We start from the raw sequence: 26658 nt of genomic DNA, 5'->3' as shown, positions 1-26658 counted from the left end.
CTATTCCACAAAGATTTCATCGACGAACATCCACGCAGCCCCGCCAGCCGACGTGTGCCAGTCGGGGCATGTGCCGTAGTTCTTGACCCGTATCTTCAGATACCGCGCCTCTATCGTGTTCAACGGTATTGAATACTTCTGACTTGGATAGGTCTCCTGGGGGACCCCATTCTGAACGCTCGACGCCGGAGTGAACTGCTCTCCGGTGTTCGACGTGCTTACCTCGATCGCTTCCGGCGTGAATATCCATGACCCCGGATTGCTCAAGAACCTCATGATGACCGAATGGATCTCCGTGGTCTTCCCCATATCCAGCACCACGACCATGTCCCCTGCTTCGTAGCCTGCCCACTTCTTGTCGGTGTACGACAGCGAACCCTCTTCGCCATCGATCAACGTCCGATCCCCACGCGCCGGAAGATACTTCGATGAGTATGGGGTCAGGAATGTGATGCCCTGTACCGGGATCCGCTCGCGATGAATGTCGAACTCCGCCTTCGCTTCGTAACTCCCAGTGTATCCTTCCTTGAAGGCCCGGGCACGCACGACGCAACTCTTCCCAACCTCGAACGGGTCATGATAGATCTGCGACGCGCCGTTAGGGGGTGTATCGTTTGTCGTGAAACGCACCGTCGCCCCCGGTGTCTCGCAGGTGATCCGGATCGGGATCGGGCGCGCATCGGATAATCGCGGCGCATCAATGCGTGGCGTCGCTACGTTGAGCGGGGGCTCCACCACCGCAAAGCCTGTCGATGAAAAGTGGTACCGTCCCGAAGCGATCTGAATCACCAGCTTTCCATCCTGCATCCCGACGATCCTGTGGTCTCGTGTCTGCGAGATCGGACGACCATTTTCCGTGACGTCCTCCGGTCTTCCTGCCGGGATATGGACCGTCGCAGTGACATTCACGGGAACGGTGATATCCCATGAGAACTGTTTGTCCGCAACACGCCAGGCGCTCAGGATGGGGCCGTAGGGAGAGACATGTGATGCCTGTACAGAATCCAGGCCGGCGATGAGGGTGGGATTCATGACGAGTTCTTTGAAGCCCGCTTCCCCTTCACGCGTTCTGATGCCTGCAAGATCCTCATAGAACCACGAGAGAAGGTCGCCAAGGAGCATCACGTGGTTCTGCGAATTCATGGCCGGGTCGGCGGTGTTCCCGTTCCACAGTTCCCAGATGGTGGTCGCGCCGCTCCGGGCCATGTATCCCCAGCTCGGGTAGTCCGTCTGTGTAGCGAATCGATGGGCAATGTCAGCCCGGCCGATCCGGGTCAGCGTTCTCATCAGGAACTGGGCACCAACGAGCCCGGTGGGGATGTGCCCCCTGAACCGGGTCTCGATCACCTCGACCAGATTGTCGGCGACCGTCTTCCTGTTGGCGGGCTCCACCAGGTCGAACGCAAGGGCCAGAATGCTCGCGGTTGCGGTGTTGTTGCTGTAGGTCCGTGTCTTCTCATCAAAGTAGGTCTTGTTGAATGACGCTTTCATCCGTTCCGCCTGGCGGGCAAAGGAGGCCTCGTCATCCTTCTCGCCCAGAAGCTGCGCAAACTTGCTCATCGTGGTGGTCAGGAAATAGAAATAGGCGCTGCCAATATATGATCCGGACGTTCTCTTTGAAGGATCGGCGGAATGGATGGCCTCGGGTTCATCGGGCGGGACACACCAATCCCCATATGTGTCGCGCGGCATCAGGTCATTCCTAAGATACCTTCCCGACATGTAGGCATGCCATTTCTTCATGGAGGGGTATGCTTGCCGGATGATGTCCATGTCCGCATACTGTTCCCTCAGCATTGCCAGCAGAACGATGGGAGTTCCGTCCCAGGTCACATTGTCCGAGTACAGATCCCAATACGCCGGGCAGACATCGGGAATGGAACCGTCGGCTCTCTGTGCATCGATGATGTCCCTGACCCACTTCGCGTAGAGACTGGCGATGTTGAAGACATAGCTCTCGCCCTTCGATCCTGCCGCTCTGTCCCCGAGCCAGCCCTGTCGCTCATCTCTCTGTGGGCAATCGGTCGGGAAGCTCCTGTAGTTGCCACGGATGCCCCATATGGCATTTCTGAAGGTCCGGTTCATGACGTCGTTCGAACAGGCAAACCGTCCGATCCTTGTCACATCATCATGAACCACCGCCCCTTCAATGGTCGCCAGATCGGGTTCGCCCGGGAATCCCGTCATCTCCACGAATCGGAATCCGTGATACGTGAAGCGTGGCTGCCATTCCTCCAGCGCGCCCCCTCTGCAGATGTATTCATCTGTGACCTTCGCATCACGGATATTGGCCAGGTACAGGGAGTCGCCATCCAGCGATTCCGCGAAACGCAGACGGATCCTGGTACCGGCATCGGCGCGCGCCCGGAGTCTCACCCAACCGACCATATTCTGCCCCATATCGAATATGTAGAGACCATGCCGGATCTTCTTCACACTGATCGGCGTTATGGTTTCGGTGATGCGTATCGGCTCGTTCATCTGGGCCACGAGGCGGTCCGATGGCGCACGAAGGACCTCGGCACTGATCCAGGCCGCATCATCGAACCCGACCTTGTCCCATCCCTTCATTTCCTTCCGCGCATCGTACTTTTCGCCATCATATTCGTTATTCTCCGTGATCGGCCCGTCCCCGGTGATCTTCCATGTCCCATCGCTCGCTATGATCTGTCTCGTTCCATCATCAAAGACGATCTCCACCTGCAGGACCATCTTCGGAAACCCGAAGTTCGCATTCTTGGACTTCCGCATGGTGAAGTATCTTCCATTACCCAGAACGACGCCTATGGCGTTGGCACCTTTGGTGATAGAACCAGTTACGTCATAGGTGTTGTACAGGACCGTCTTGTTGAATTGTGTCTGGGCAGGGACGAGGACCTCGTTGCCAACCTTCTTCCCGTTGATGGACAGTTCGTAGAGTCCGAGCCCACAGATGTACGCGGTCGCACTCTGGATGCGCTGTCCTACCTGAAATTCTTTCCGGACATACCGTGCCGACAGTCTGGTGTATTCGGTCGTATCGTCCATGCCCACAGGCTTGTCCAACCCGATCCATTGAGTCTTCCAATCATCCCTGGTCAGAAGGCCCATACTCCAGAATGACGGACTGCTCCATGCCGACGCCACCCCATCCTTATCCCAGGCCATGACCTTCCAGAAGCACTTCTGGCCGGACCTCAGCGGGGCCCCGCCATACGGGACATTCACGGACTGTGATGAGTGCACGATCTTCGTATCCCAGACATCTCCCACATGCGCATCCAGGAGCTTCGTACTGCTCGCAACGAGGATCCGGTACCTCGTCTGGTTCTCGCCATTCTCCTTGCTCGCGAGTTCCCAGCTCAGTCGGGGATGCAGGGCATCGATACCCACGGGGTCCGGACGGTATTCACACTTCAGGGCTTGCGGACGCAGGGCCGCTGACACCATGGAACCACATCCCTGAACCAGCACAAGGCCGCATAGTAGTATGATCTGCTGTGCTCGTGATCTCATCATTTCCTCTTATTTTGAACGGGACCCGGCGACCGGACGTGGAGGGTCGGTGGAAGAGCAATGGAATATAGGGGCAGGACGATCCAACATCAAGACACGCGCCTGACACGGTTCGCTTTCCTGTCAGAACCACCGGTCACCAGGAACCAAGTTCTTGCCTTGTGTGTTAGTACTTTTCAATTATCCCGCACTTTGCCCCAGGATGATCGCAGGCGAAGTCGCACGTCCCCGAGCGACTTCCGGTGCCCGTCATTGCTCTGAACCATCATGACCGATGCCACGAAGGTTCCCATGTACATCATAGCAACCCACGGTTCACACATCCACACAGGAGGCACAACCATGTCCAGATCCCTGCTCGCACTTGCTGCACTCCTCATGCTCGCCGGCTGCGGTTCATCACAACTGTCCAGCTACAAATCCAGGACCGCCGAAACACCATGGAACATCACTGCAAGCAAAGCCTCCATCACCAACACGATCTCCATAGCCATCAATGACAGCGTGGTCGTCGCCGCGAAGCCCGCTCCGTTCGCCAATACGATCGATGCGAAGGGAACCTACCGGGGGGTCGTGGTGCATTTCTTCTCGACGTACAACAGCGGGATCCTGGGGATCTTTGGCACCGGCTGGGAAACGACCGTCCTCGTGGACAACGAACTGGCCGCACGCTTCACGCTCTAAGGTCACACGCATCCAGTCAACGGTGGTGTTTCACCACACCACTCTCAGCCTACGGAGGATCCGCGAAATCCGCACGAGAGGGAGACTCATGGGAAGCTCCGGCGCCGTACTCTACGGCATGGCTTCAACATGTCATGGCCTTCACCGGGGCCCCGATGAGACCGGGTCCCCTGCAACCTGGCCCTGTACCTCTCCGTACACCTCCAAACAGTTGTTCTTTCCCATAGAGACGAGTGGAGGATAGAGTGGGCTACGCCATCGAACCAGCACGCGCGCTGGACGGTCAGGCCTCATTCGAGAGGCTGAAAGGGACGCTCCATGGGCGGGTCATCATCCCGCAGGATCCCGGATATGATGATGCCAGAAAGGTCTTCAATGGATGGGTGGACCGCCGGCCCTCCATGATCGTGAGGGCCGCGGAAGTGTCGGATGTCATCCGTATCGTGCACTACGCACGTGACAAGGGAATGCGGCTTGCCATCCGCAGCGGAGGACACGACATCGCCGGCAACAGCGTCGTCGACGGTGGCATCGTGCTGGATCTGCGCGACCTGAATTCGATGGAGATCGATGCGGGAACGCGCACCGCTTGGGCCGGCACCGGCCTTACTGCCGGAGAATATACGCTTGCAGCTGCGCAGCACGGCCTCGCAACCGGGTTTGGCGATACTGCCAGCGTGGGGATCGGCGGAATCACCCTCGGCGGCGGGGTGGGGTTTCTGACGCGCAAATACGGACTCACCATTGACCAGCTGCTGGCTGCCGAACTCGTGACGGCGGACGGCAACCTCATGCTCGTGGATGCAGACCACCACCCGGATCTGTTCTGGGCCATCCGGGGCGGGGGTGGAAATTTTGGCGTCGCCACCCGGTTTCGATTCCAGCTCCATCCGGTCGATCACGTGTTCGGCGGTATGCTCCTGCTGCCCGCTACTGTCGATACCGTATGTGGTTTCGCTGCCGCCGCGGAAGCTGCTCCGGACGAACTCTCCGTCATTGCCAATGTGATGCATGCACCTCCCCTTTCCCTTCATCCCCCCTGAGCACATTGGCAAACCCATCATCGCGGCCCTGATCATGTATGCGGGCGATGCGCCGGAGGCTGAACGCGCCGTGGCGCCGCTGCGTGCGATCATCCCTCCGATCGTCGATATGCTCCACCCCATGAACTTTCCGGAGATCTATCAGTTGAAGGGACCCGAACCGGCGAACGTCGCGGTCCGCTCGCTCTTTCTCGATGCGATCGACGAGCACGCCGCACAGACGATGATCCGGGCTCTGCAAGCTTCCACAACCCCGATGGCGGTCGCACAGATCCGCGTCCTGGGAGGCGCCGTGTCGCGCGTGCCTGCCGATTCGACCGCATATGCCCATCGAGCACGGCGGGTCATGGTCGGCATGCTGGCAATGTATGACCGTCCCGAGAGCCGGACAGTCCATGAGGCCTGGGCTTCGTCTGTCGCACACGCCCTGGGTCAGGGAGACGAGGGAGTGTATGTGAATTTCCTTGGAGATGAGGGGGCTGCACGGGTTCGCCAGGCGTATCCCGGTCCGACATGGGATCGTTTGCGGGCGATCAAGCGCCTCTACGATCCGACAAACCTGTTCTGCATGAACCAGAATATTCCGCCGTCGACCCCGTAGAAGATCACCATTGACTGAAGATGTCAGCCGACGAGGCCACCCTGGATCCCAGAGTGGCTTCGTGGTTTTTACCCGGGAGGGAGAGGGGCTACTCCCGCACCAGGTCGTGACCATCAGCACAGGGCGAAAACGCGTGCGGGTACAGCCTGTCCCGGCCATTTACCTTTCCTCCTCCCGCAGCATCAACCTCCAGAAGCCCAGTGTCACCCAGAACAAACACGAGGAGGTACAGTATGAAAACCGCTGCCGGGACCCTGCTCACACTGCTGTTCGCGGCCCAATCCCTCGGATTCTCGCTTCCCCCGGGAGACAGGATCGCCGTTACCGGTCACCTGACCTGCCCCGCGGTTTCCACGGCCGGCGGAAAGGTGTACCTGCGACTTGCCATCGCTGCCCACCACCATCAACGGTCCACCCGCAAGCCGGTGAATCTGTGCGTCGTCCTCGACCGGAGCGGCTCCATGTCCGATGAATCGAAAATGACCTATGCCAAAGCAGCACTCTACACCCTCATCGACCAGCTCCACCAGGAGGATATCTTCTCGCTGGTGATCTATGACGATGTGGTGGAAGTGCTCCGTTCCGCATCACGTGTGGGGCGCGACAAGGACGGGATCCGTGCTCTTGTTGATGAGATCTCTCCCCGTGGCTGGACCAATCTTGGAGGGGGCATGGTGGAGGGGTTCCATCAGGTAGAGAAGAACACCGGACGCGAGTACATCAACAGGGTGATCCTGCTGTCGGATGGTCTGGCGAATCAGGGCATCACCGATCCACAGCGACTGCAGAATATCGCCCGCAAACAACGGGACCATGCGATATCCCTGTCCACCATCGGTGTGGGGTTGGAGTATAACGAGAACCTCATGGTCGGGTTGTCGGAGAACGGCGGGGGGAACTACTACTTCCTCGAGAGCTCGCGCAATCTCGCCTCGGTGCTGCGCAAGGAGTTCGACCGCCTCGGCGACGTGGTGGCGCAGAACGTGACCATCGAGATCGAACTTGGCCGCGGCGTGCGGTTGCTCGATGCCATCGGGTACGAACACAGCATCAACAAACAGACCGCATCGATCCCGATGGGCGACCTCTACGGCGAGGATGTACGGGACATCACACTCGAACTGGATGTCCCCCGGGGTCCGGGTCGCTGGCGCTGGCGAACGGCAAACTGGTGTCACGGACATCATCCGAAGGGGTCACCCTCGGCTCGTTCCAGAACGGGATCCGTTACGAAGCCAATACGGCGTCCGTTGAACGCCAGCGCGACATGACGGAACAGGCGCGCGCGGATGTGGTCGTCTCCACCCGCGATGTGCACAAGGCAATGGAATCCCTCGACAGGGGCGACCGGGAGGAAGCGACCCGGGCATTATCCGGCGCAGGTCAGGCCTTGATGTCGTCGCCGGCGGCTGCTGCGCCGGGGCCGGCGGGCGATGCCATCCGTGAGCAGGTGCAGAGACTCCGTGGATATTCAGACTCGCTCAGGAGCGATGACAAAGGGGGTCGCCGCGCCAAGAAGGCGATCCAGTACGACAACTACCAGCAGCAGAAGCAGAAGTAACAAAGCGCAGGACACCCCGGTCGGAGGTCCTCTCCCTTCCGGAGAACAGCGAAAGCCACCTTGATATTCAAGGTGGCTTTCGTATTTTATATCCTCTTGTCCTGGAGAGGTACAGACGGTGAAACGGTTCAGGCTTCCGGCTCTTCTCGCACTGACGGTCGTTATTCTCTACGCCCCGCTCGGTCAGTACGGGTACGTGCACGACGACCGGGTCATGATCCAGAACATCGTCTCGTCGGGCATGCCGGATCTGTCCCCCATCGGCAAGACCTTCTACCGCCCCCTGGGATCGCTGTACTGCTACGCCGTCTACACCGCGTTCGGCGCGAACGCTGTCGGGTTTCACGTCCTCGCGCTCCTGCTGCTCCTCGCCACCGCTCTGGTCGTCCGGCTCGTTGCCCGGGCACTGACGAATGACGACGGGGTTGCATGGGGGTCGGCATTCCTCTATGCGGCCGCAGCGAACATCCATCTGGATGCGCAGATGTGGATGGTCGGAATATTCGACAATGGAGCGGTCTTCTTCGCGCTCCTCTGTCTGTACGCATTCACACGCGGCCAGCACCACCTTTCCGCCCTCTGGTTCGCGTGCGCACTCGGCTTCAAGGAGAGTGCAGCACCCATACTCCTCGTGCTCATCGCGTATACTCTCCTCTTCCGCCCTCCTGCGAAGGGACCGCTGCGGGCCTGGCCGCACGTTGTGGTCGCCGCGCTCTGGGTCGCGATGAAGTCGCTCGGGGCATCAGGTGCAGGACTCCCGGACGGGGATCCCTACGCGTGGGGTCTTGTCGGCTGGCATGTGGTCGAGAACGTCGGACGCTATATCACCTGGTTCGCACCGGTGCCATTGGCAACTCTCGTGGTGATCATCATGATGGGATGGGCTTGCTTCAGGCAGCCACGCACGGGTTGGTTCCTTGTGGCGTGGGCATTGCTCATGCTTGTCCCCCCATCGATCCTGCTCCATCACGCGTTCCGGTACTATGCCATTCTCGCTCTCCCCCCGATCGCCATCGGCATGATGGTGGGATTCCATGAGTTCCCCGTCGCGAAGGAGTGGCGGAGGAGGATGGCCATTGTTGTCGTCGGGGCGACCATCCTCGCCAATCTTTTCTTCATTCAGGGACATGTCCGCAGGGGGATCAACGACGATGTGCCGGCGAGGGATGATGGATACAACCATCTCATCAGGAGATCGCTGCAGGGGCAGTAGGAGCAGGGGCGGGCACCGATCACCCGCCCCCTATGACGAAGCTACGCGGACGCTGGCTTGGATGTCGATCTCATCAACGACGCAACCACTCCCGCCGCCAGGATGAGGAGCACCATGCCAAGGAGATAGAGGTTGAAGTACTCCCCGAGCACCTCTTTGAGCCAGCCGTGGATCAGCATCTTGACGCCCACAAGCACCAGCACGAGCGCGAGTGAGACCTTTAAGTATCGGAATTTCTCGATCATCCCCGCGAGCGCAAAATACAGGCTCCGCAATCCCAGGATCGCAAAGACATTACTGGTAAACACGAGGAATGGGTCCGCCGTGATCGCGAAGATCGCCGGTATCGAATCCACGGCGAAGATCAGATCGGTGAACTCGACGATGACAAGTGCAAGGAACAGGGGTGTCGCAAGGAACTTCCCGGCGGGTGCCGTATCCACGACCTCGTCCCGCTCGGGCTGCTCCCCGGGTGTCGATGCCTCCAGCGACCAGGCGGAGCCTGCACGGACGAAGAAGTGCTGGCCGTGATACCTCTGCGTGATCGGGAACAGACGACGCGTGAGGCGCACGATGACGCTCGAGTGCGGGTCATCGTTCCCCCCTTTCAAGACAAGCATCTTGATCCCCGTGACGACGAGGAATACACCGAACACGTAGATGACCCACGCGAACTCCGCGATCATGGCAGCACCCACGCCGATCATCACCCCGCGCATCACCAGCGCCCCGACGATCCCCCAGAACAGCACCCGGTGCTGGTAGATCGGCGGTACGGCCAGGAAGGAGAAGATCATGCTGATGACGAAGATATTGTCGACGGAGAGCGACTTTTCGACAATGTACCCGGTGAGGTACTTCATCGTCGCCGATGGGCCGTCGTTGAACACCTCACCCAGGCCGACCACGCTACGGGAACTCCCTCCCATAAGGTCAGGAGTGAGTCCGAGCCCCATCCAATGATTCTCATAGCCGTAATAGATGACTACCGCGAAGGAAAGGCCGAGAGCGATCCAGAAGGCTGACCAGCCCAGGGCCTCCCGCACCGATACAACGTGCGCCTTCCGGTTGAAGACGCCAAGATCAAGTGCCAACAGCATGAGGATCAACCCTGTGAAGCCAGCATAGAGCCAGAACATCCTTCAGTCCCTTCATGGGTGGATAAGACAGATGTGTGCCCCATTCTAACCACCGGAGGGTGTCGGGAGTTCCGTTCAGGGGGCAGGAACACCAGCGCCGTCTCGTTTTGGGGCGTTTCGCGTACATCCAACAGTCTTCACTTCGACAGAGGTCAGGGCTTCACAAACAGCCGCACCTCCCCGAACTGCATCGACAACCTGTGCTCGCTCGCTGCCGGCCCACCCTCCGCGGGGGCCATCGGCCGGGGCAGCCGGAGTACGCGCTCACCCTCATCGGCGGCACAGATCATCGCCGCACCGGCCGTGGCCCGCACGTTGTCCTCTCTCGAACTCCACATCCTCACCCCCGCCCGTTCTGCTATCCACCGGAGCAATTCCACCGGCACCGGCACCGCCACCTTTTGCATGGGCGCACTGTAGTCGGGCAGCCATCGGCAGCCGAGGTAGTGCCACTCGCCCGTGTGCATGCCGGACACATGGTCGCCCATGATCCTGCTGATCAGCGGAGATGCTTCCATATATCTCAGGAACTGCCGGAGGGTATCCCCCGTTTCCTTCTTCCAGACGGCGGAGGCGAACGATGCACCGTACGGATCGTTCAATGCCCAAAGGTACTCTAGTGCCGGTGCATTATCAACCTCGTGATGAGTATTTTGCGAGAGGCGACCGGCCCGTGAAGCCCCAGGTCCCGGCAGTCACGACGGCCAGTCTCCCACCTCCTGACCCTGTGAAAAAGGACGGGGTTGTATTCATACCACTTGCAGTACACTCCCGATATTGTTTTATTCCGATGTCAACAACGCCGGAGCCCCATGTCGAGCACGCACTCCCTGACAATTTCCTCGCACCTCGCTCGCATAGATCTCCACCGTGCCCCCGTCAACGCACTCGATCAAGAATTCGTTCTCGCGCTGACGCACACAGCCCGCCTCCTTGCCAAACGAAAAGACGTATGGCTCATTTCCATCACGTCATCCTCCCCACGTTTTGTGCGGGTGCTGATCTGAAGGAGCGGGCAACTCTCCCCGTTCACCAGGTGGCCTCATACGTGCAACGGATCCAGCGGATGGTCCGCGCCTGGCTCGCGATCCCTCAACCCGTTGTCGTTGGCATCCGCGGGGCTGCCCTTGGAGGAGGATTCGAGTTCGCTCTGGCTGCAGACCTGATCGCGGTTTCCGACGATGCACTTCTCGGATTCCCTGAGGTCACACTCGGGATCATCCCCGCCGCGGGCGGATCGCAGCTTCTTTCCCTTCGCACTTCGAGGGCGGTCGCGTCACGGTGGCTCCTCACCGGGCGCCGATTCAACGGCCGCGAAGCCCTCGCAGACCACGCCGTAGACTTTGCGTGGGCGGACCATGCCTTCCCGTCCGCGTATGAAGATCTGCTGGCCTCCCTTCTGAGTAATGCCCCGCTCGCGCTCAGGCAGGCAAAGAAAGCGCTCCGCGGCTCCAGCACCACCGAACTGGATCGACGGTTCAAACACGAACGTTCCTGCTATAGGCCCCTGATACGGACCGAGGACCGCACGGAAGCGTTGCATGCGTTCCTCGAGAAGCGCTCCCCCCAATGGAGAGGGAGATAGACCGAAAAAGCAACGGAGGATGCGATGGAGGAAGGGAACCTGGAATTGCTCCGGGAGACTGCAAGGGAATTCGCACGTGGGACGATCGGTCCGTTGGTCATGAGATACGATGAGGCACATGAGTTCCATCATGAACTCATCCCACCGCTCGCGGAACTCGGCTTCCTCGGAGCAATGACCCCCGGCTCTTACGGGGGCGCCGGCCTTACACCACTGGAGTTCACGGTTCTTGTCGAAGAGATCTCCGCGGTCGACCCATCGGTAGGACTGACCCTCTGCGCCCACAACGGACTGTGCCTCGGCCACATCAACCGCTTTGCATCGGAAGAACAGAAACGGCGATTTCTCCCTGACCTCTGTTCAGGGAAGAAGCTTGGCGGATGGGGACTCACCGAGCCGGGTTCCGGCAGCGACTCGGCCGGCATGCGGACAACCGCAACGAGCGACGGATCGTCGTGGGTGCTGAACGGTTCCAAAGCCTTTATCACACATGCCTCCGTCGGCTCGACGTTCGTTGTCCTCGCCGTAACGGGACGGAGCAGCGGCAGAAGCCGGATATCCGCGTTCATCGTGGAAAGCACCATGCCGGGGTTCTCGCGCGGGAAGAGCGAGAACAAACTCGGCATGCGTTCCAGCGATACCGCGACGCTGAACTTCGAAAACGTCCGCGTCCCGGCGGAGAACCTCATCGGTGCCGAGGGCGAAGGGTTCGCCCAGGCGATGGAGGTTCTCGACGGGGGCAGGATCGGTATCGCTGCACTGGCGGTTGGACTCGCGCAGGGGGCGTTCGAGGCAAGCACCCGGTACGCCCGGGAACGGCAACAGTTCGGGAAACCGCTTGCAGCACATCAGGCGATCCAGTGGAAGCTCGCCGACATGGCGACGGGGATCGCCGCTGCGCGCCTCCTCACGCGTCATGCAGCAGACCTCCGCACCCGGGAAGAACCTGTGACGCTTGCCGCATCACAGGCAAAGCTCTTCTCCAGCGAAATGGCCAGCCGGACCGCTGACGAGGCCGTCCAGATCCATGGCGGGTACGGGTTCATCAAGGACTTCCCGGTGGAGAAGTTCTACCGGGACGTGAAACTCCTTACCATCGGCGAAGGGACATCGGAGGTCCAACGCATGATCATCGCCAAACACATCCTTCGCTAGGGAGGCAACGTGTCCCTCATCGGTTCTCCGGTCGGTAAAGATGCCGCCTTCCAGCGGAACGAGGCCGCGATGCGCGCACTCCTGAACGAACTCCCAGGAAAGGGCGGTGTGCGCAAAGGGGAGGAGATGGGGCCGCACGCCACGCAGAGAAGCTCACGGCCCGCGAACGCATCGAACACCTTGTCGATCCGGGAAGTCCGGTCGTCGAGATCGGACTCTTCGCTGCCTATGGCATGTATGAGGAATACGGGGGCGCGCCGTCGGCAGGAACGGTCGTGGTCGTCGGACAGATCGCGGGAAGGGAGGGTGATCGTGGCGAACGATGCCACGGTGAAGGCGGGAGCATGGTTCCCGATGACCTGCAAGAAGAACCTCCGGGCTCAGGAGATCGCCATGGAGAACCGGCTCCCGCTCGTTTATCTCGTGGATTCTGCAGGTGTCTTTCTCCCCCTGCAGGCAGAACTCTTCCCCGACAAGGAGCACTTCGGCCGGATCTTCCGGAACAATGCCATCATCTCTTCCATGGGCATCCCGCAGATCGCGGCCATCATGGGACCGTGTGTAGCAGGTGGCGCCTACCTTCCGATCATGAGCGATGAGGCGATCATCGTCGAAGGAACGGGGAGTGTCTTCCTCGCCGGATCGCATCTGGTGAAAGCGGCGATCGGGGAAGAGATCGACAACGAGTCCCTCGGTGGCGCGGCCGTACAGACGGACGTCAGCGGCGTGGCGGATTACCGGGTGAAGAACGACGATGAATGCCTCATGCTCATACGGAGCATGATCGCGAAGACGGGCCCACGTCCCCGGCTCCCGTTCGACAGGACGGAGGCGGTAGCACCGAACTATGATGCCGAAGAACTCTACGGGATCATCCCCGCCGACCGGGCGAAACCCTTCGATACCTACCAGATGCTTGCACGGATCATCGACGGGAGCGAACTGGATGAATACAAGGCGGGATATGGGAAGACGCTCATCACCGGGTATGCACGGATCGCCGGCTGGGCCGTCGGGATAGTCGCGAATCAACGTTCAGTCGTGCGGACCGCGAAGGGTGAGATGCAGGTTGGCGGGGTCATCTACAGCGACAGCGCCGACAAAGCGGCCCGGTTCATCATGAATTGCAATCAGAAACACATCCCGCTCGTCTTCTTCCAGGATGTGACGGGATTCATGGTCGGCAGCAGGGCCGAGCACGGCGGGATCATCAAGGACGGGGCAAAGATGGTGAACGCCGTTGCGAACTCGGTGGTGCCGAAATTCACTTTCATCACCGGGAACAGCTACGGCGCCGGCAACTATGCCATGTGCGGTAAGGCATATGACCCGCGCCTGATCATGGCGTGGCCCTCAGCGCAGATCGCGGTGATGGGCGGACGACAGGCCAGCGAGACCCTCCTTGCGATCAAACTCGGCGCCGCGCACCGCTCGGGAGGACAGATCTCCGCCGGAGAGCGTGAGGCCATGCTGGCTGAGGTCCGCCAGCGTTACGAAACAGAACTCGATCCGCTCTTCGCTGCTTCACGCCTCTGGATCGACGACATCATCGACCCCGTCGCCACACGAACGATCATCGACCGTGGGATCACTCTTGCTGCGCACAATCCGGACATACCGCAGTTCAATCCGGGTGTCATTCAGGTATGATCACCGTATGAAATCATCCATTCGCATCGCCAGCGGACAGGGATTCTGGGGGGACCTCCCGCGTGCACCGATCGACCAGGTCAGGAAGGGGCCGATCGACTATCTCGTGATGGACTACCTTGCCGAAGTGACCATGTCCATCCTTCAGAAACAGAAGCTGAAGGACCCGGCCCTCGGCTATGCCCGGGATCTCGTGCCGCTCATGGGCGAGATCCTTCCCGATATCATGACGCGCGGGATCCGTGTCATCACGAACGGCGGGGGTGTCAATCCGATAGCATGCCGTGACGCGATCTTCGCGTTGGCGCGACGGAAAGGCATCCACGGACTGCGCATCGCCGTCGTGCGGGGCGACGACATTCTTGCGGACATCGACGCACTGACAGCCTCCTCTGCTCCCCTGTCGAACATGGAAACCGGTGCATCGCTTGCCTTGATCCGGGAGAAACTTGTCAGCGCGAACGTCTACTTCGGTGCAGCCCCCATCGTCGAAGCACTCCGCCAGGGAGCACAGGTCGTGATCACCGGAAGGACCACCGATACCGGACTGACCCTTGCCCCGATGATCCACGAATTCGGGTGGGCGCTGGACGACTACAACCATCTCGCGGCGGGCACGGTTGCAGGGCACATCCTTGAATGCGGAGCCCAGGCAAGCGGAGGGAACTTCCTCGGCGACTGGAGATCCGTACCGGATCTGGCTCACGTGGGCTTCCCGATCGCCGAGGCATCGCCGGACGGCTCCTTTGTCATCACGAAGCATGCAGGAACCGGTGGCCTTGTCTCGGAAGCGACGGTGAAAGAACAACTCGTCTATGAGTTGGGGAATCCGGCATCATACATCACGCCGGATTGCGTCGCGGACTTCACGACGATCCGTCTTGAGAGTGCGGGTCCGGATCGTGTGCGCGTGTGGGGGATCGCGGGGTCACCTGCGACAGATTTCTACAAGGTTTCCATGGCGTACCATGATGGCTACACAGCCTTCGGGATGCTCACCTATGCCTGGCCCGATGCGATCGACAAGGCACGCGCGGCAGACCGGATCCTCCGGACCCGCCTTGCAGATCTCGGCCTCTCGTTCGAGGAGATCCGGAGCGAGCTGCTTGGATACGACTCGTCGTTCGGGCCCCGATCCACGGAGATCGTTGATCCGAATGAAGTCGTGCTCAGGATCGGCGTGCGGGGCAAAGACAGAGATGCGGTCGAACGGTTCGGCCGCGAGATCGCACCACTCGTCCTGACGGGCCCCCCGTCGGTCACCGGTTTCGCCGGTGGACGGCCCCGGCCGAGCGAGGTGATCGCCTACTGGCCCGCGCTGATCCGAAAAACACTCGTCACACCGATCGTCGAGACCGAGACCCTGTAAAAGGAAGAGAATGATGAAGATCCAACTGATACGCTATGCCCATGCCCGCTCGGGGGACAAGGGAGATACCGCGAACGTCGGTGTGATCGCCAGGAAGCCCGAGTACTATCCACTCCTCGTACAGGTCCTGACCGCGGAGAGGGTCGCAGAGCACTTCGCCGGGATCTGCCATGGGAAAGTAGAACGGTTCGAACTACCGAACATCGGGGCGCTGAACTTCCTCTTGCACCAAGCTCTGGGTGGCGGCGGGACAACGTCGCTGAAGAATGATGCTCAGGGTAAGGTGCTCAGTAGCGTGATGCTGCGGATGGAGCTGGACATCGAGACCATGCCAGAATGAAGAACAGAGAGCCGCTGATATCCTCACCGTGGACGTACCCGGCACGGGAACAGTTGTCCCTATTGAAGGAGCAACAACTTCTTCGTCGCCACGAATGATCCCGCTTGCATACGGCAGAAGTAGGCTCCCGTCGACAATCCGCGCGCATCGAACTGCACCGTATGATACCCCGCTTCCTGATGGCCATTGTACAACACCGCAACCTGTTGCCCCAGGGCGTTGAACACGACCAGCGTCACGAGGCCGCGCACGGGGATACCGTACGTGATCGTGGTGGAAGGGTTGAAGGGGTTGGGGGAATTCTGACCGAGCGAGTATGCTGCCGGGATACCGGCCCGTACCGCTGCGACCGAAACGACCTTCTCGAAATCCAATATCACCGTGAAGACCTTCGGGTCGATCCCGAATCGCGATGCGACCCGAACGCCGGGAGAATAGTATCCCGGGGTGATCAGCCGGGGGCGCACGGTGATCGTGACCTTCTGTGAATCTCCGGGCGCGAGAGCGAATGCGGAGGGACGCACGACGATGGCAGAATCGGCTTGCACTCCTCCCGGACTGACGGATGTGGCAATGGAGTCCATCCCGTAACCGGTGTTCCGCACCACAACCGATGTGTCGATGCTCTCGCGTTCGTCACCGATCGGATCGAAATAGATCGCCCGGGCGCTCAACGAAATGATCGGTACCCGGGGGAATTCCACCTTGAAGGTGATCGAGTCTCCGATGTATCCGACGTCCCTGAGGATCAACCCGCCCGGAGAACCGTCGGTAAGAAAGCTCGACGGCGTCGTGCTGTCCGAAAGCGCTGTCCGCCCCGCGTCCGCACTCATCCCCGCCATCGAGGGCGACCCCGTCGATCCCGGGGTTCCTCCCGGCCGGTACAGGTACAGCTCGTCCGGAGGTCCATCTGCATTCCCGGTCCTCTCCGTATTGACCCTGTACACGAGGAGCCCGGATCCCGGCAATGTCCGCTCAAACGCCCCTTCTGCTTTCCGGTACTCCACAACAAAGTATTCCTTCTTCGAATACAGCGAAGGGATCTTGTAGCAATTGCGGGTCGACAGGACGAGAGGCGACAGGCTGTACGTCCCGGGGACCGTGATCGTGGGAATGGAGCTGATCCACCCACCATACTTCCATTTCATATAGGCGCTCATGTGCGCGGGCGGGTTGCTGCCGTAGTTCATGATATCCCACGGGCCGACGGGGTCGGGTCCTGCCCCGCTATAGTGATACAGGTCCGGCGCTCCCAGCGAATGGAACAGCTCATGCGCGAGCACGTACACCAGATTCCCTGTCCCCAGCAGAGAACTTCTGAGCTGGAAATTGTAGTTGCCGACCACCTTCCCGTTGATCGCGATCTGCTCGATCGTGAGGGAGGTCATGTGCGGCCACAGAAGGTCCGCCCACCCTTCGGCCCCGCCGGACGCAATGAAGCAGACGTTGTCGACATAGCCATCGTTGTTGGCGTCAATGTCGAGGTCCGCCGGGATCTGCGCGCTGACCGCACGGAGCGCCTTCGCCAGCATGGTCTGTTCCCGCGACCAGGATCCTTCGCCCGCGGTGTATCCCGTCGGATTCGTCACCGCATTGTACTTCTTGTAATAGTTGCGCGGATGGTCGTCCACGAAGGAAATGATGCTTCCACTCGTGGCCGGGTAAAACGTGGATTGGACTAGCAACTGACCGTAGGTTGCTTCTCTATAGTATCGGAACAGCGAGTTCATCCCGGGAAGGCCGGAATTGAACAGGTCCTCGTATGTGCTCAACGCCTCGGGAAAGACCCCTGCCGGCTCGTCGGCGAAGCGGATGAACACAACAATGTTATTGAGCGTCCCGCTGATCCCCGAGGCCGTCGCACCAGATGCTGCCCTGGCAAGAACCCCTTTGCCTCCGCGACTCCATGACGGACGCAGGAACGGTAGCCCCGGGCACCAATCCCGCCGCCTCAGGGTCTGCCTTCCCCACGACAAAGACCGTCGGCAGCAGGACGCCCTTGCGCACGACGGCATACACAAAATCGCCGGTCGCGGGATCCTGCACGATGGTGTAGTTCCGGACGTCATGGAGCCAGTGGGTATACTCATCGCCACTCGCGTAGCAATGGACCACCGATCCATCAGGCTGCACCAGCGTCTGGGGGACATTCCGGAGAAACGCACTCCGGGCACTGAAGGAGGTGAGCAGAACGACAACGACGAGAGAGACCGAGCGCAGGCGCATCATGATCAGTATGCAGTGAGACAGGACATGGTAGGGATGGCTCTCCAGATCAGCTTCCCGGGACCGGGACAGGACCAGTGGCGCTGTGCGGTTCTTTCAGGATCCAATAGACGACAACGCTGATGATCGCCGCAAAGAAACACCACACCGACGTGAGGTACTGGAAGAACAGCACCGCCGTGACCAGGCACGACAGGAACATCAACACGCCAAGGAGGCGCGTCCTTCTGTTCTTCGCGATGAAGAGGGGCGTGATCACCGCGATGAAATAGACGATGAAGACCGGCACGGCCAACGATTCCGGGAAGTCGCTGATGTATTGAATATGATGCCCCGCAATATTCGGAACGACGTTGAGGAACGCAAGGCAGTAGGTATAGTACACGGACACCGAGAGGCCCATGCCGAGCAGTATGAACTGCAGTCGCCTGTTGCCTCCCCCCTCCTCCATGAGCACTACCGAGAGGGGGAGCATCGTTGGCCAGACGATCCGCGCCATGAGGAGGAACCCATAGGTGCCGGCCCGCTCAACGTGCGCATAGGCTGGATCCGTCAACGCCAGCCAGAGGAAACCCTCGGTGATCTGTTGCAGTCCGAAAAACAAGGGGATGCTTGCGAACGCGATCTGCGATGGCTTTCTGACCTCCTTCACCGTCGCCACGCCGATCGCCGAGATCACTGCTCCACCGATAAAGCTCGCCCCTGCCGAATAGCACATAGCAATTCACTTTCTGATGGATAGACACTGCCACAAACGTGTTCATGAGCACTCGCCCACCATGCTGTCCCGCACTGCCTGCCACAGGCCAACGCGGGCAGCCGTTACAGCCGGACGCGTACGCCGGCCATCGCGGACAGGCCATACTGGTCGATCGCCACCGGGAACGACCTGCTCGTGTTGTTCGTCACGTCGTGCTCGGCATTGAGATTGTTGACGTTCGCATAGACCTGCAACCCCACCCACGGCAGTTCCTGCTTCACCGAGACATCCCACCGTCCGTACCGGGCCGACATCGTCCGGAGCTGGGGCCAGAAATCAGGATTGCGGAAGATATTGTCCTGGAACAGGAACGACACGCGTGCCGAGAACCCCTCGTGGTCATACCCCAACATCAGATTCACGATGTCGTTGGGCTGATTGAGAAGTCGCGCCGTGTAGAATGTGTCCGCGATCATTCGTGTGGCATTGCCATCGTCATCGTATTGCCACTGCATGATCGCCTTCGGATACTTCGCTTCCGAGAAGATGTGCGTGTAGTTCACGTTCAGCGAAAGGCCCGAGAGGATCCCCGGAAGATACCAGAAGTTGGTCTGCCATTCGGTCTCGACTCCGTAGAGGTCCACGGGGATCGTGCTGTTGATGTATGTGTTGAGCTGATAGAGCGGACCCGTGTACTGCGGGAGGTCCGGGAACTCCTTCAGATTGCTGAGAAAACGGGACGAGAAGAACACGAGTCCGCTGATCGTCTTGCGGAACCCGTTCACCGACAACAGCCCGATCTCGTTATTGTGCAGCGCAACGACGACATCAATATTCTCGGAGGTCATCGGCTTGATGGCGTAGTTGTTGTAGGTGATCACCCCGGCGAGGGAGATCATATACCTGGGCGACAGGGTGCTGTAGTCCGAATACACGAGCGTGTTCGTGTATGCCACACGCATCTGCAGCCATTCGGTGGGCTGGTAGCGCACATGGACCATTGGCAGCCAGAGTCCATGCGGTACGGATACCGTGGTATCTTTCCCCTGGACTCCGCGGAACACTTCCATCCCCCGATACCCGGAGTAATTCGTGGTGAGGTTCTGATACCGCACCCCGGGAACGACCGAGATGTCATCTCCGAGCGAGAGGTTCGCCATGGCGTATCCGGCGCTCTTCGTTTCGAAGCCGTCGTAGTTGTTCAGCGTCGAAGACAATGCATCACGCGTGATCCCGCTCCCCCCCTCGGGTGCCAGCGTTCTGAGCAGATCGACGTTCACCGCATAGGGTGCGGGGAATGCACCATCCAGGAATTTTCCTACGGCATAGGAAGGATCGGTCAGGACCCTCGCGGAGAGGCTCCGGGGCACGGTGCCGTTGGCCGCCAGCGCTCTGAACAGAGCCTGAACATCGCCTGCACCCGTCCCCGTCATATACTCATAGCTGTGCTCGCGCCGCTGGATCATGCCGCCGATCTTGATCGATCCGCTTATGCCCTCGGTGATCGTGAACTCGCGCTGAAGATCGATGTACCCCGCCAGGAGCCGCTCCCGCGTTGCGGTCGACTTCATGGAGAGCCCGGAATATCCCGCCCGGGAAGGGTCCAGCGTGAGCGCACGCATGGTGACCTGCGGGTCGAGGTACAGATAGTCGGCCGGACGCACGAGCGCCTGGCGCTGCTGAAACGTGAAACTCAGGGCCCGCGGATCCAGATTCTCCGACCGTCCATAGGACAGTTTCAGGTCGGCGTGGAACCACGGAAGATCCTGCTTCACCGTGAGTACGTTGCTCAGCACATTGATGGTGTTCTCGCTGTAGCCGGCACCAGGATACGCCGTCGTGCTCGATCCGGGAAGTGAGATATTCCTGTTCACCGTGCGGGTCAATCCGGCGTTGTAGAAGCTGATAAGACCGAGCGCACCGGTCTCGTGCTGGTAATCCAGCACGGCCGTCACCCCTTTCCGCTCGCGCGTGCGGAAGTTATCGTTGACCACGATGCCGCTCACCACCGGAAGCCCGCTGTAGTCCGCGGCCTTGTTGTACAGGGCAAGCGAGGCGGTCATGGTATTGTCGCTCAGGTTGCGCCGTTCGATCGAACCCAGCAGAAAGATGCCAAGCGATTCGTCCAGGAACCTGTTCTCGAGCGATGCTGAGACCCGGTAATCGTTCCGCGTGTTCTTCAGGCCGTTGTACCCGCCTTCGGTCCGAAGCTCCAGCGAAGGGATCCACGATGTGTTGCGGGGCGTCATCGCAGTGGACCGTGCGGCCCGGCGCAGGGTGAAGTTGATCGTCCCACCGATCAGCGCTGCATCCATATCGGGTGTGATCGCCTTGACCACCTCGATCCCGCCGATCATGGTCGAGGAGATCATGCTCAGGTCCTCCGCCCGGTCGCCGAGGCGCGTGAGGGTGCCCGATGCCGCATCAACGCTGGTGATGTTGTTGCTCGATGGGATGTCGCTCGGAAGCTCAACCCCTTCGATCGTCACCTGGTTGTACTGCGGCGCCATCCCGCGGATGATCACCTGGCTCCCCTCGCCACCAACCCTGATCAGGGCAACACCCGGAAGCCGGCCCACGACATCGGCAACGGTCATGTCCGGCAATTCCAGGATCTTCGCCGCCGACACCACATTCATGACGGGAAGGGCCACCAACTGTTGAGCGATGGCGGCGTTCTGCCCGACGGCCTGTCCCGTCACGACAATGGTCTCGCCCTCAATAGTGATAGGAAGGAGCCGGAAGTCCCGGGTCAAGGAACCGGTCGCCCCGGCAGCCACGATGATCTTCGATTCGAGGGTCTGGTAGCCGACGAAACTGATCTTGACCGGATATTCTCCCGGAGCGATCCCACGGATGGTGTAGCGCCCGTTCGCATCGGTCGACGCTCCCATGCCGGTGCCGACAAGAAGGATGTTCGCCCCGGGGAGCGACTCACCCGAGTTCGCATCCTTGACGTTGCCGCTCAACGTCACCGAGGGTTCCGCGTGGGCGGTAAGGAAAGCACACCAAAGGAGGACAATGGGAACCACACGCAGAAACCGGAAAGCACTCATCGCAGACGATCCTTGTAACGTGATACTCCTCCTCACCTATGTCACGCTGCCACGGAGTCAGGAGGAACAACCGGGGACCCCCCACCATGAATACCACCACATGTGGGCTTTTCAAGAGGCAACAGAGTAATGTCCGGCATAATCATCACAAATACAACTGCTCGCTCGTTCCCTGTCTGCGGCCACCCCTTGCATCCGACCCGCCCTTTCGCTATCAATATCACAGGCTTGCTCCTCGCTGTCATCCGCTGTGCTTTCTGATCGGGGGTTCTCGTGCGGCACCATACCGGGCACTGGTTCACCAACCCCGCTCTCCTGCTGTTCCTCGGCATCGTCGGCACCATCGGCACTCTCTCTATCTTACGGTCCGACGGATTCTATCCTATCGATGAATGCGCGCACTATCTCTACAGCCGGTTCATCCTCGATGTGCTTCCCGTAACGGTGCAGACGTGGCACCGGCCCGGACTCCTCTGGCTTTTTGCACTCCCGGCGCAACTCGGCCATACAGCGACGATGTTCTTCGGGTTGGCGCTCTTTCTTGTACTTCTGCTGGTCACGTACAGGATCGCGGTGCTGAAGGGCATCCGGCATCCGGAGTGGGTCGTCCTTCTCACCGGACTCCAGCCCGTCCTCTTCGACATTTCGTATGCCTGTCTGGCGGAGGCCCCCGCCGCACTCCTGCTCGGCCTCTCGTATTGGTTCCACCTCAAACAGAGACCCGGATGGTGCCTGGCGATCGCGTCCACCGTGTTCCTGTTCCGGTTCGAGATGTATGCCTTTGCCGTCCTGATGTCCTCCATCTACCTGATGAGGCGACAGTGGAGGATCCTCCCCCTCCTTCTGCTGGGGCCGGTGATCTGGATCGGATCATCCACGATCATCTCCGGCGACGTGATGACGTTCTTCAGAGAATGGTCGCACTTCTCGGGACTGGGGAAATACGTCGACGGGATATCCCTGACCTTCTATCTCGAGAATCTGCATACGATCTTCGGCGTTGCCCAGGTGACGTTCTTTGCGATCGGCGTCGTCTTCCTTGCCCTGGGAAAAAAGATGGCGGAGTACGGACTGATCCTGTCCGTACCGGTGATCGGCATCATCGTGAACACTCTCGCCGGGGCGGAGATGTTCCATTGGTCGGGGAGCATTGGCGACCTGCGCTATGTCGCCGTGGCCGGGCCCTTCCTGGGGATCGTGTCTGCCTACGGACTCTCGGAGGCGCTCGAGAGACTTCCCCATTCCCGCCTCCGCATGGCACTGGCGCCACTGCTCGCGGGCGCGCTCGTCCTCAATTGTGTCATCGCCACCCATCCCCGGCAATGGTCCGGGGAAGAACGGATCGTGATCGCGTTGACCGGAGAACTCAGATCTGAATACCCGGACCAGGTGCTGCTCTGCAACAACTACATCGCCGCCTATGTCCTGGATGTTCCACCGTGGGGCGGCTCTCATTTTGCGAGGCTGGATTCCAGGTCGCTGGAAGAGCACCAGGAATGTGTCATGCTATGGGATCCGTTCCTGTCAAATCCTCGATTCTCCAGGACCGAACTCACCCGTGAACAGTTGTTGGAAGATCCGGCGAACGTCGTCCTGAAGAGGCAGATCTATCAGCATCAAGAGTTCCTTCTCCTGTCCAGGAACGTCCGGCCTTCATCGCCCCCCCACCCCCTGCCATGACCGGGATTGTCCTTTCGCAAAGTTTGTGATACATTACACCTGTCCAATGCTGTCCAACGTTGGTCATCCCACCACACCGCCACCGTTTCCTGTATTGAGAAAGGTTTGACCATGACGAGATCTATCGCAGCTCTCACCGCGATCCTCACGTTGCTGTTCCCTGGCCTGAATGCGGCCCACGCAGAAGGAGCCCGCCCCGGCGCCCGGATCGAGGCACAGGGAACACCCACATCACCGGTCCGGGAATGCCTCCTCTTTGACAGGGAATGGAAGTTCGCCCTCGGCAGCGCGGCATCAAAGGAGGATGACTTCGGCTACGGCTCCGGGGCGCCGTTCGCCAAGGCAGGCGATTCCTTCGGGCCGGCAGATCCCGGATTCGATGACACCGCGTGGCGCGTCCTCGACCTCCCGCACGACTGGGCAGTGGAACTGGAACCAGTGAACGTGAAGGACGAGAACCTCATGAGCCACGGCTACAAGCCGATCGGCCGCCAGTTCCCGCGCACATCGATCGGATGGTACCGTCGCACGTTCTCCGTGCCGGCATCCGATGAAGGGCGACGGATCGTCCTGAAGTTCGACGGCGTGTTCCGCGATTCCCGGGTGTGGGTGAATGGACATTACATTGGCTCGAACCTCAGTGGCTATGAAGAATTCAGTTTCGACATCACGGACTACCTGCGCTACGGACAGCGCAATGTGGTCACGGTCCGCGCGGATGCCACCGAAGGCGAAGGATGGTTCTATGAAGGCGCCGGCATCTACCGCCATGTCTGGATGCTCAAGTATGGCGCGGTCCATGTTCCGCAGTATGGCGTCTTCGTCACGACGGAGGTCGGGAAAGGCTCCGCGGACGTCGCAGTGGAAACAGCGCTCTACAACACCTCGGACGCAACAGCGGCGTGCGATCTCCTTACCACGGTCTTCGATGAGAATGGTAGGGCCGTTGCCACCACGGTCACAAAGAACGTGTCATTGTCCCCACTGCTGGAACAAAAGGTTGCCCAGGCGGTCCGGGTTGCGAACCCGCGACTCTGGTCACTCGAATCCCCTACCCTCTACACCGTGCGGTCCATCCTCAGCAGCGGGGGGAAGACGCTGGACAGCGTCGTGACGACGTTCGGCATTCGCACCATCTTGTTCGACAAGGACAAGGGGTTCTTCCTGAACGGCGTCCACGTCAAACTGAAGGGCGTGTGTTGCCACCAGGACCACGCCGGTGTCGGGTCGGCGCTCCCTGACCGGCTGCAGTATTACCGCATCGAACGCCTGAAGGAAATGGGATGCAACGCGTACCGCTCCAGCCACAACCCGCCCACACCCGAATTGCTCGAAGCATGCGACCGGCTCGGGATGCTGGTGATGGATGAGAACCGGTTGATGGGCAGTTCTCCCGAACTGATGGAGCAGTTCGAGAAGCTCGTGCTGCGCGACCGGAACCATCCCTCGATCATCATCTGGTCGATCGGGAATGAGGAGTATCGTATCCACAACACGGACGTCGGCAGGCGCATTGCACAGGCGCTGGCCGCACGCCTGAAGCAACTCGACCCTTCCCGGCTCTGGACGTACGCCGCAAACAACGGAAACAAGTTCGAGGGGATCAACAGCGTGGCCCCGGTGCGGGGCTTCAATTATATGAACATCAGCGACATCGACCTGTATCGCAAGGACCACCCGGATCAGATCCTCCTCGGCAGCGAGGAGGCAAGCACCGTGAGCACGCGGGGGATCTATGCGAACGATACTGTCCGTGGCTATGTGAGCGATTACGACAAGAACCGCGTCCCGTGGGGAGCGCTGGCGGAGTCCTGGTGGAAGTTCTTCGATGAACGCGAGTGGCTTGCCGGTGCGTTCGTATGGACCGGATTCGACTACCGTGGCGAGCCCACACCGTACACCTGGCCGAACATCAACTCGCACTTCGGCATCATGGATGTGTGCGGCTTCCCCAAGAACAATTTCTATTATTACCAGGCATGGTGGTCGGACAAGGACGTCCTGCATCTCTATCCCCATTGGAACTGGCGGGGACAGGAAGGGAAGGTCATTGATGTGTGGTGCCAGAGCAACTGCGACACCGTGGAGTTGTTCCTGAACGGGAAGAGCCTGGGCGTGAAGAAGATGGAGAAGAACTCCCATCTCGAATGGCAGGTGCCGTACTCCGCGGGCACGTTGGAGGCACGGGGTGTCCGGAATGGAAGAGCGATCACCACGAAGGTGGAAACGACCGGAGTACCCGCCCGCATCGTTCTGACGCCCGATCGTTCATCCCTTCACGCGGATGGTGAGGATGTGTGCATCGTGAACGTCACGGCAGTGGATGCACAGGGCCGCGAAGTGGCAGATGCGGGCGATCTCATCCGGTTCGATGTCTCCGGATCAGGCCGGATCATCGGTGTGGGGAACGGCGACCCGAGCAGCCACGAACCGGACAAGATGGTGACGGGAGCATATCAGCGCCGCTTGTTCAGCGGCAAATGCCAGGTGATCGTGCAAACCGGAACAACGGAAGGAACCCTGACGGTCCACGCCACGGCGGATGGCCTTCAACCCGCCGATGCAAGGGTCCGGCTTGAATCGGCGCCTCTCCGTCCATCGGTCCCCCCGTACACACCGGACGTCATCCAACACCACGGCGTCGGGAAGAAGATCGACTATGGCACACCGATCGACAGCCGGTTTCCCGGTCAGGGGCCTGAGGGATTGATCGATGGAAGGCTCGGGTCCAACGAATACAAAGATGGGATGTGGCAGGGGCGCGAGAGCACGGATCTCATCGCGACGATCGCTCTGGGGGAGAGGACGAAGATCACCAGCATCGGGTCACACTATCTGCAGGACATCGATCCGTGGATCTTCTTCCCGACGAAGGTCACGTATGAGCTCTCTATGGATGGCACGACGTTCACCACCGTTGCGACCGTTCTGCACGACGTGCCCGCGGGGAAAGAGGGTGCCATGACCCGGACGTTCTCGGCAAAGATCACCCCCAGGAATGCCCGCTACGTGCGCATTACCGCGACGAACATCGGCACATGTCCGCCAGGGCACAAAGCCGCGGGAGGGAAAGCATGGCTGTTCATTGACGAGATCATTGTGGAGTGACAAACCCATCACGCATGGCAAGGGCCCGGACGATAGCGTCCGGGCCCTGCACC

At 60.1% G+C, this 26658-nt stretch carries 17 protein-coding genes and 2 pseudogenes; 12 read left to right on the top strand and 7 right to left on the bottom strand.

The window, feature by feature from the left end:
• Entirely contained in the window at positions 1 to 3429 is a 3429-nt protein-coding gene (locus IPI01_03870; protein ID MBK7256948.1) for a family 78 glycoside hydrolase catalytic domain, read from the bottom strand.
• A 408-nt stretch (positions 3430 to 3837) separates the two neighbouring features.
• Here IPI01_03870 and IPI01_03865 point away from each other — a divergent pair, with 408 nt between their 5' ends.
• The 5 genes and pseudogenes from IPI01_03865 (at position 3838) to IPI01_03845 (ending at position 8597) form a co-directional block, all read left to right on the top strand.
• The gene (locus IPI01_03865) at positions 3838 to 4179 is read left to right on the top strand and encodes a hypothetical protein (GenBank protein ID MBK7256947.1); all 342 of its coding nucleotides are present in this window, start codon (positions 3838 to 3840) and stop codon (positions 4177 to 4179) included.
• A gap of 401 nt (positions 4180 to 4580) precedes the next feature.
• A pseudogene (locus IPI01_03860) lies at positions 4581 to 5823 on the top strand (FAD-binding oxidoreductase).
• Between the two features lie 233 nt (positions 5824 to 6056).
• Positions 6057 to 7094 carry a VWA domain-containing protein gene (locus IPI01_03855; protein MBK7256946.1) on the top strand — a complete coding sequence of 346 codons (1038 nt, stop codon included), beginning with the start codon at positions 6057 to 6059 and terminating at the stop codon, positions 7092 to 7094.
• The gene (locus tag IPI01_03850) at positions 7091 to 7384 is read left to right on the top strand and encodes a hypothetical protein (protein ID MBK7256945.1); all 294 of its coding nucleotides are present in this window, start codon (positions 7091 to 7093) and stop codon (positions 7382 to 7384) included. Before IPI01_03855 ends, IPI01_03850 begins: the two co-directional genes overlap by 4 nt.
• A 118-nt stretch (positions 7385 to 7502) precedes the next feature.
• Positions 7503 to 8597, top strand: coding sequence for a hypothetical protein (locus tag IPI01_03845; GenBank protein ID MBK7256944.1), 1095 nt, complete (start codon positions 7503 to 7505; stop codon positions 8595 to 8597).
• A 41-nt stretch (positions 8598 to 8638) separates the two neighbouring features.
• Here IPI01_03845 and IPI01_03840 read toward each other — a convergent pair whose 3' ends face one another.
• Together IPI01_03840 and IPI01_03835 are read right to left on the bottom strand one after the other, a co-directional pair.
• Positions 8639 to 9736 carry a TerC family protein gene (locus tag IPI01_03840; protein ID MBK7256943.1) on the bottom strand — a complete coding sequence of 366 codons (1098 nt, stop codon included), beginning with the start codon at positions 9734 to 9736 and terminating at the stop codon, positions 8639 to 8641.
• A gap of 152 nt (positions 9737 to 9888) precedes the next feature.
• On the bottom strand, positions 9889 to 10338 hold the full coding sequence (locus tag IPI01_03835; protein ID MBK7256942.1) for a hypothetical protein: 450 nt from the start codon (positions 10336 to 10338) through the stop codon (positions 9889 to 9891).
• A 350-nt stretch (positions 10339 to 10688) separates the two neighbouring features.
• Here IPI01_03835 and IPI01_03830 point away from each other — a divergent pair, with 350 nt between their 5' ends.
• The 5 genes and pseudogenes from IPI01_03830 (at position 10689) to IPI01_03810 (ending at position 15835) form a co-directional block, all read left to right on the top strand.
• Positions 10689 to 11321, top strand: a complete 633-nt coding sequence (locus tag IPI01_03830) for an enoyl-CoA hydratase/isomerase family protein (protein ID MBK7256941.1) — start codon at positions 10689 to 10691, stop codon at positions 11319 to 11321.
• 24 nt (positions 11322 to 11345) lie between these two features.
• A complete protein-coding gene (locus IPI01_03825) occupies positions 11346 to 12476 on the top strand; it encodes an acyl-CoA dehydrogenase family protein (protein MBK7256940.1) in 1131 nt (376 codons plus the stop codon).
• A gap of 233 nt (positions 12477 to 12709) precedes the next feature.
• Positions 12710 to 14126, top strand: a pseudogene (locus IPI01_03820) (acyl-CoA carboxylase subunit beta).
• A gap of 7 nt (positions 14127 to 14133) precedes the next feature.
• Positions 14134 to 15495, top strand: a complete 1362-nt coding sequence (locus IPI01_03815; GenBank protein ID MBK7256939.1) for a DUF1446 domain-containing protein — start codon at positions 14134 to 14136, stop codon at positions 15493 to 15495.
• A 13-nt stretch (positions 15496 to 15508) separates the two neighbouring features.
• Positions 15509 to 15835, top strand: a complete 327-nt coding sequence (locus IPI01_03810) for a hypothetical protein (protein MBK7256938.1) — start codon at positions 15509 to 15511, stop codon at positions 15833 to 15835.
• 59 nt (positions 15836 to 15894) lie between these two features.
• On the opposite strand, the gene IPI01_03805 is transcribed toward IPI01_03810, so the two are convergent.
• From IPI01_03805 to IPI01_03790, 4 genes are all read right to left on the bottom strand, one after another.
• Positions 15895 to 17655 (bottom strand): M6 family metalloprotease domain-containing protein, encoded by a 1761-nt coding sequence (locus tag IPI01_03805; GenBank protein MBK7256937.1) that lies wholly within the window; start codon positions 17653 to 17655, stop codon positions 15895 to 15897.
• 7 nt (positions 17656 to 17662) lie between these two features.
• The gene (locus tag IPI01_03800; GenBank protein ID MBK7256936.1) at positions 17663 to 18064 is read right to left on the bottom strand and encodes a hypothetical protein; all 402 of its coding nucleotides are present in this window, start codon (positions 18062 to 18064) and stop codon (positions 17663 to 17665) included.
• 46 nt (positions 18065 to 18110) lie between these two features.
• A complete protein-coding gene (locus IPI01_03795) occupies positions 18111 to 18779 on the bottom strand; it encodes a hypothetical protein (GenBank protein MBK7256935.1) in 669 nt (222 codons plus the stop codon).
• 104 nt (positions 18780 to 18883) lie between these two features.
• Positions 18884 to 21817 (bottom strand): TonB-dependent receptor, encoded by a 2934-nt coding sequence (locus IPI01_03790; protein ID MBK7256934.1) that lies wholly within the window; start codon positions 21815 to 21817, stop codon positions 18884 to 18886.
• Positions 21818 to 22090: 273 nt separating this feature from the next.
• On the opposite strand from IPI01_03790, the gene IPI01_03785 reads away from it, so the two are divergent.
• Both IPI01_03785 and IPI01_03780 read left to right on the top strand, forming a co-directional pair.
• Complete coding sequence (locus IPI01_03785; protein ID MBK7256933.1) at positions 22091 to 23497, top strand: hypothetical protein; 1407 nt, start codon at positions 22091 to 22093, stop codon at positions 23495 to 23497.
• A gap of 111 nt (positions 23498 to 23608) precedes the next feature.
• A complete protein-coding gene (locus tag IPI01_03780; protein MBK7256932.1) occupies positions 23609 to 26605 on the top strand; it encodes a DUF4982 domain-containing protein in 2997 nt (998 codons plus the stop codon).
• Positions 26606 to 26658 lie beyond the last annotated feature (53 nt).

The sequence above is a fragment of the Ignavibacteriota bacterium genome (genome assembly GCA_016707525.1).
Lineage (GTDB): Bacteria > Bacteroidota > Ignavibacteria > UBA10030 > UBA6906 > JAGDMK01.
The sequence above is the reverse complement of the archived record's forward strand: the minus strand, read 5'-3'. Positions and strand labels throughout refer to the sequence as shown.

What these genes read in the sequence shown, in the direction of transcription:
- IPI01_03795 (MBK7256935.1), bottom strand. Translation starts at nt 18,779, where the DNA reads ATGTGCTATTCGGCAGGGGCGAGCTTTATCGGTGGAGCAGTGATCTCG.
- IPI01_03790 (MBK7256934.1), bottom strand. Translation starts at nt 21,817, where the DNA reads ATGAGTGCTTTCCGGTTTCTGCGTGTGGTTCCCATTGTCCTCCTTTGG.
- IPI01_03780 (MBK7256932.1), top strand. Translation starts at nt 23,609, where the DNA reads ATGACGAGATCTATCGCAGCTCTCACCGCGATCCTCACGTTGCTGTTC.
- IPI01_03800 (MBK7256936.1), bottom strand. Translation starts at nt 18,064, where the DNA reads ATGATGCGCCTGCGCTCGGTCTCTCTCGTCGTTGTCGTTCTGCTCACC.
- IPI01_03815 (MBK7256939.1), top strand. Translation starts at nt 14,134, where the DNA reads ATGAAATCATCCATTCGCATCGCCAGCGGACAGGGATTCTGGGGGGAC.
- IPI01_03840 (MBK7256943.1), bottom strand. Translation starts at nt 9,736, where the DNA reads ATGTTCTGGCTCTATGCTGGCTTCACAGGGTTGATCCTCATGCTGTTG.
- IPI01_03830 (MBK7256941.1), top strand. Translation starts at nt 10,689, where the DNA reads ATGGCTCATTTCCATCACGTCATCCTCCCCACGTTTTGTGCGGGTGCT.
- IPI01_03850 (MBK7256945.1), top strand. Translation starts at nt 7,091, where the DNA reads ATGACGGAACAGGCGCGCGCGGATGTGGTCGTCTCCACCCGCGATGTG.
- IPI01_03865 (MBK7256947.1), top strand. Translation starts at nt 3,838, where the DNA reads ATGTCCAGATCCCTGCTCGCACTTGCTGCACTCCTCATGCTCGCCGGC.
- IPI01_03825 (MBK7256940.1), top strand. Translation starts at nt 11,346, where the DNA reads ATGGAGGAAGGGAACCTGGAATTGCTCCGGGAGACTGCAAGGGAATTC.
- IPI01_03810 (MBK7256938.1), top strand. Translation starts at nt 15,509, where the DNA reads ATGAAGATCCAACTGATACGCTATGCCCATGCCCGCTCGGGGGACAAG.
- IPI01_03855 (MBK7256946.1), top strand. Translation starts at nt 6,057, where the DNA reads ATGAAAACCGCTGCCGGGACCCTGCTCACACTGCTGTTCGCGGCCCAA.
- IPI01_03870 (MBK7256948.1), bottom strand. Translation starts at nt 3,429, where the DNA reads ATGGTGTCAGCGGCCCTGCGTCCGCAAGCCCTGAAGTGTGAATACCGT.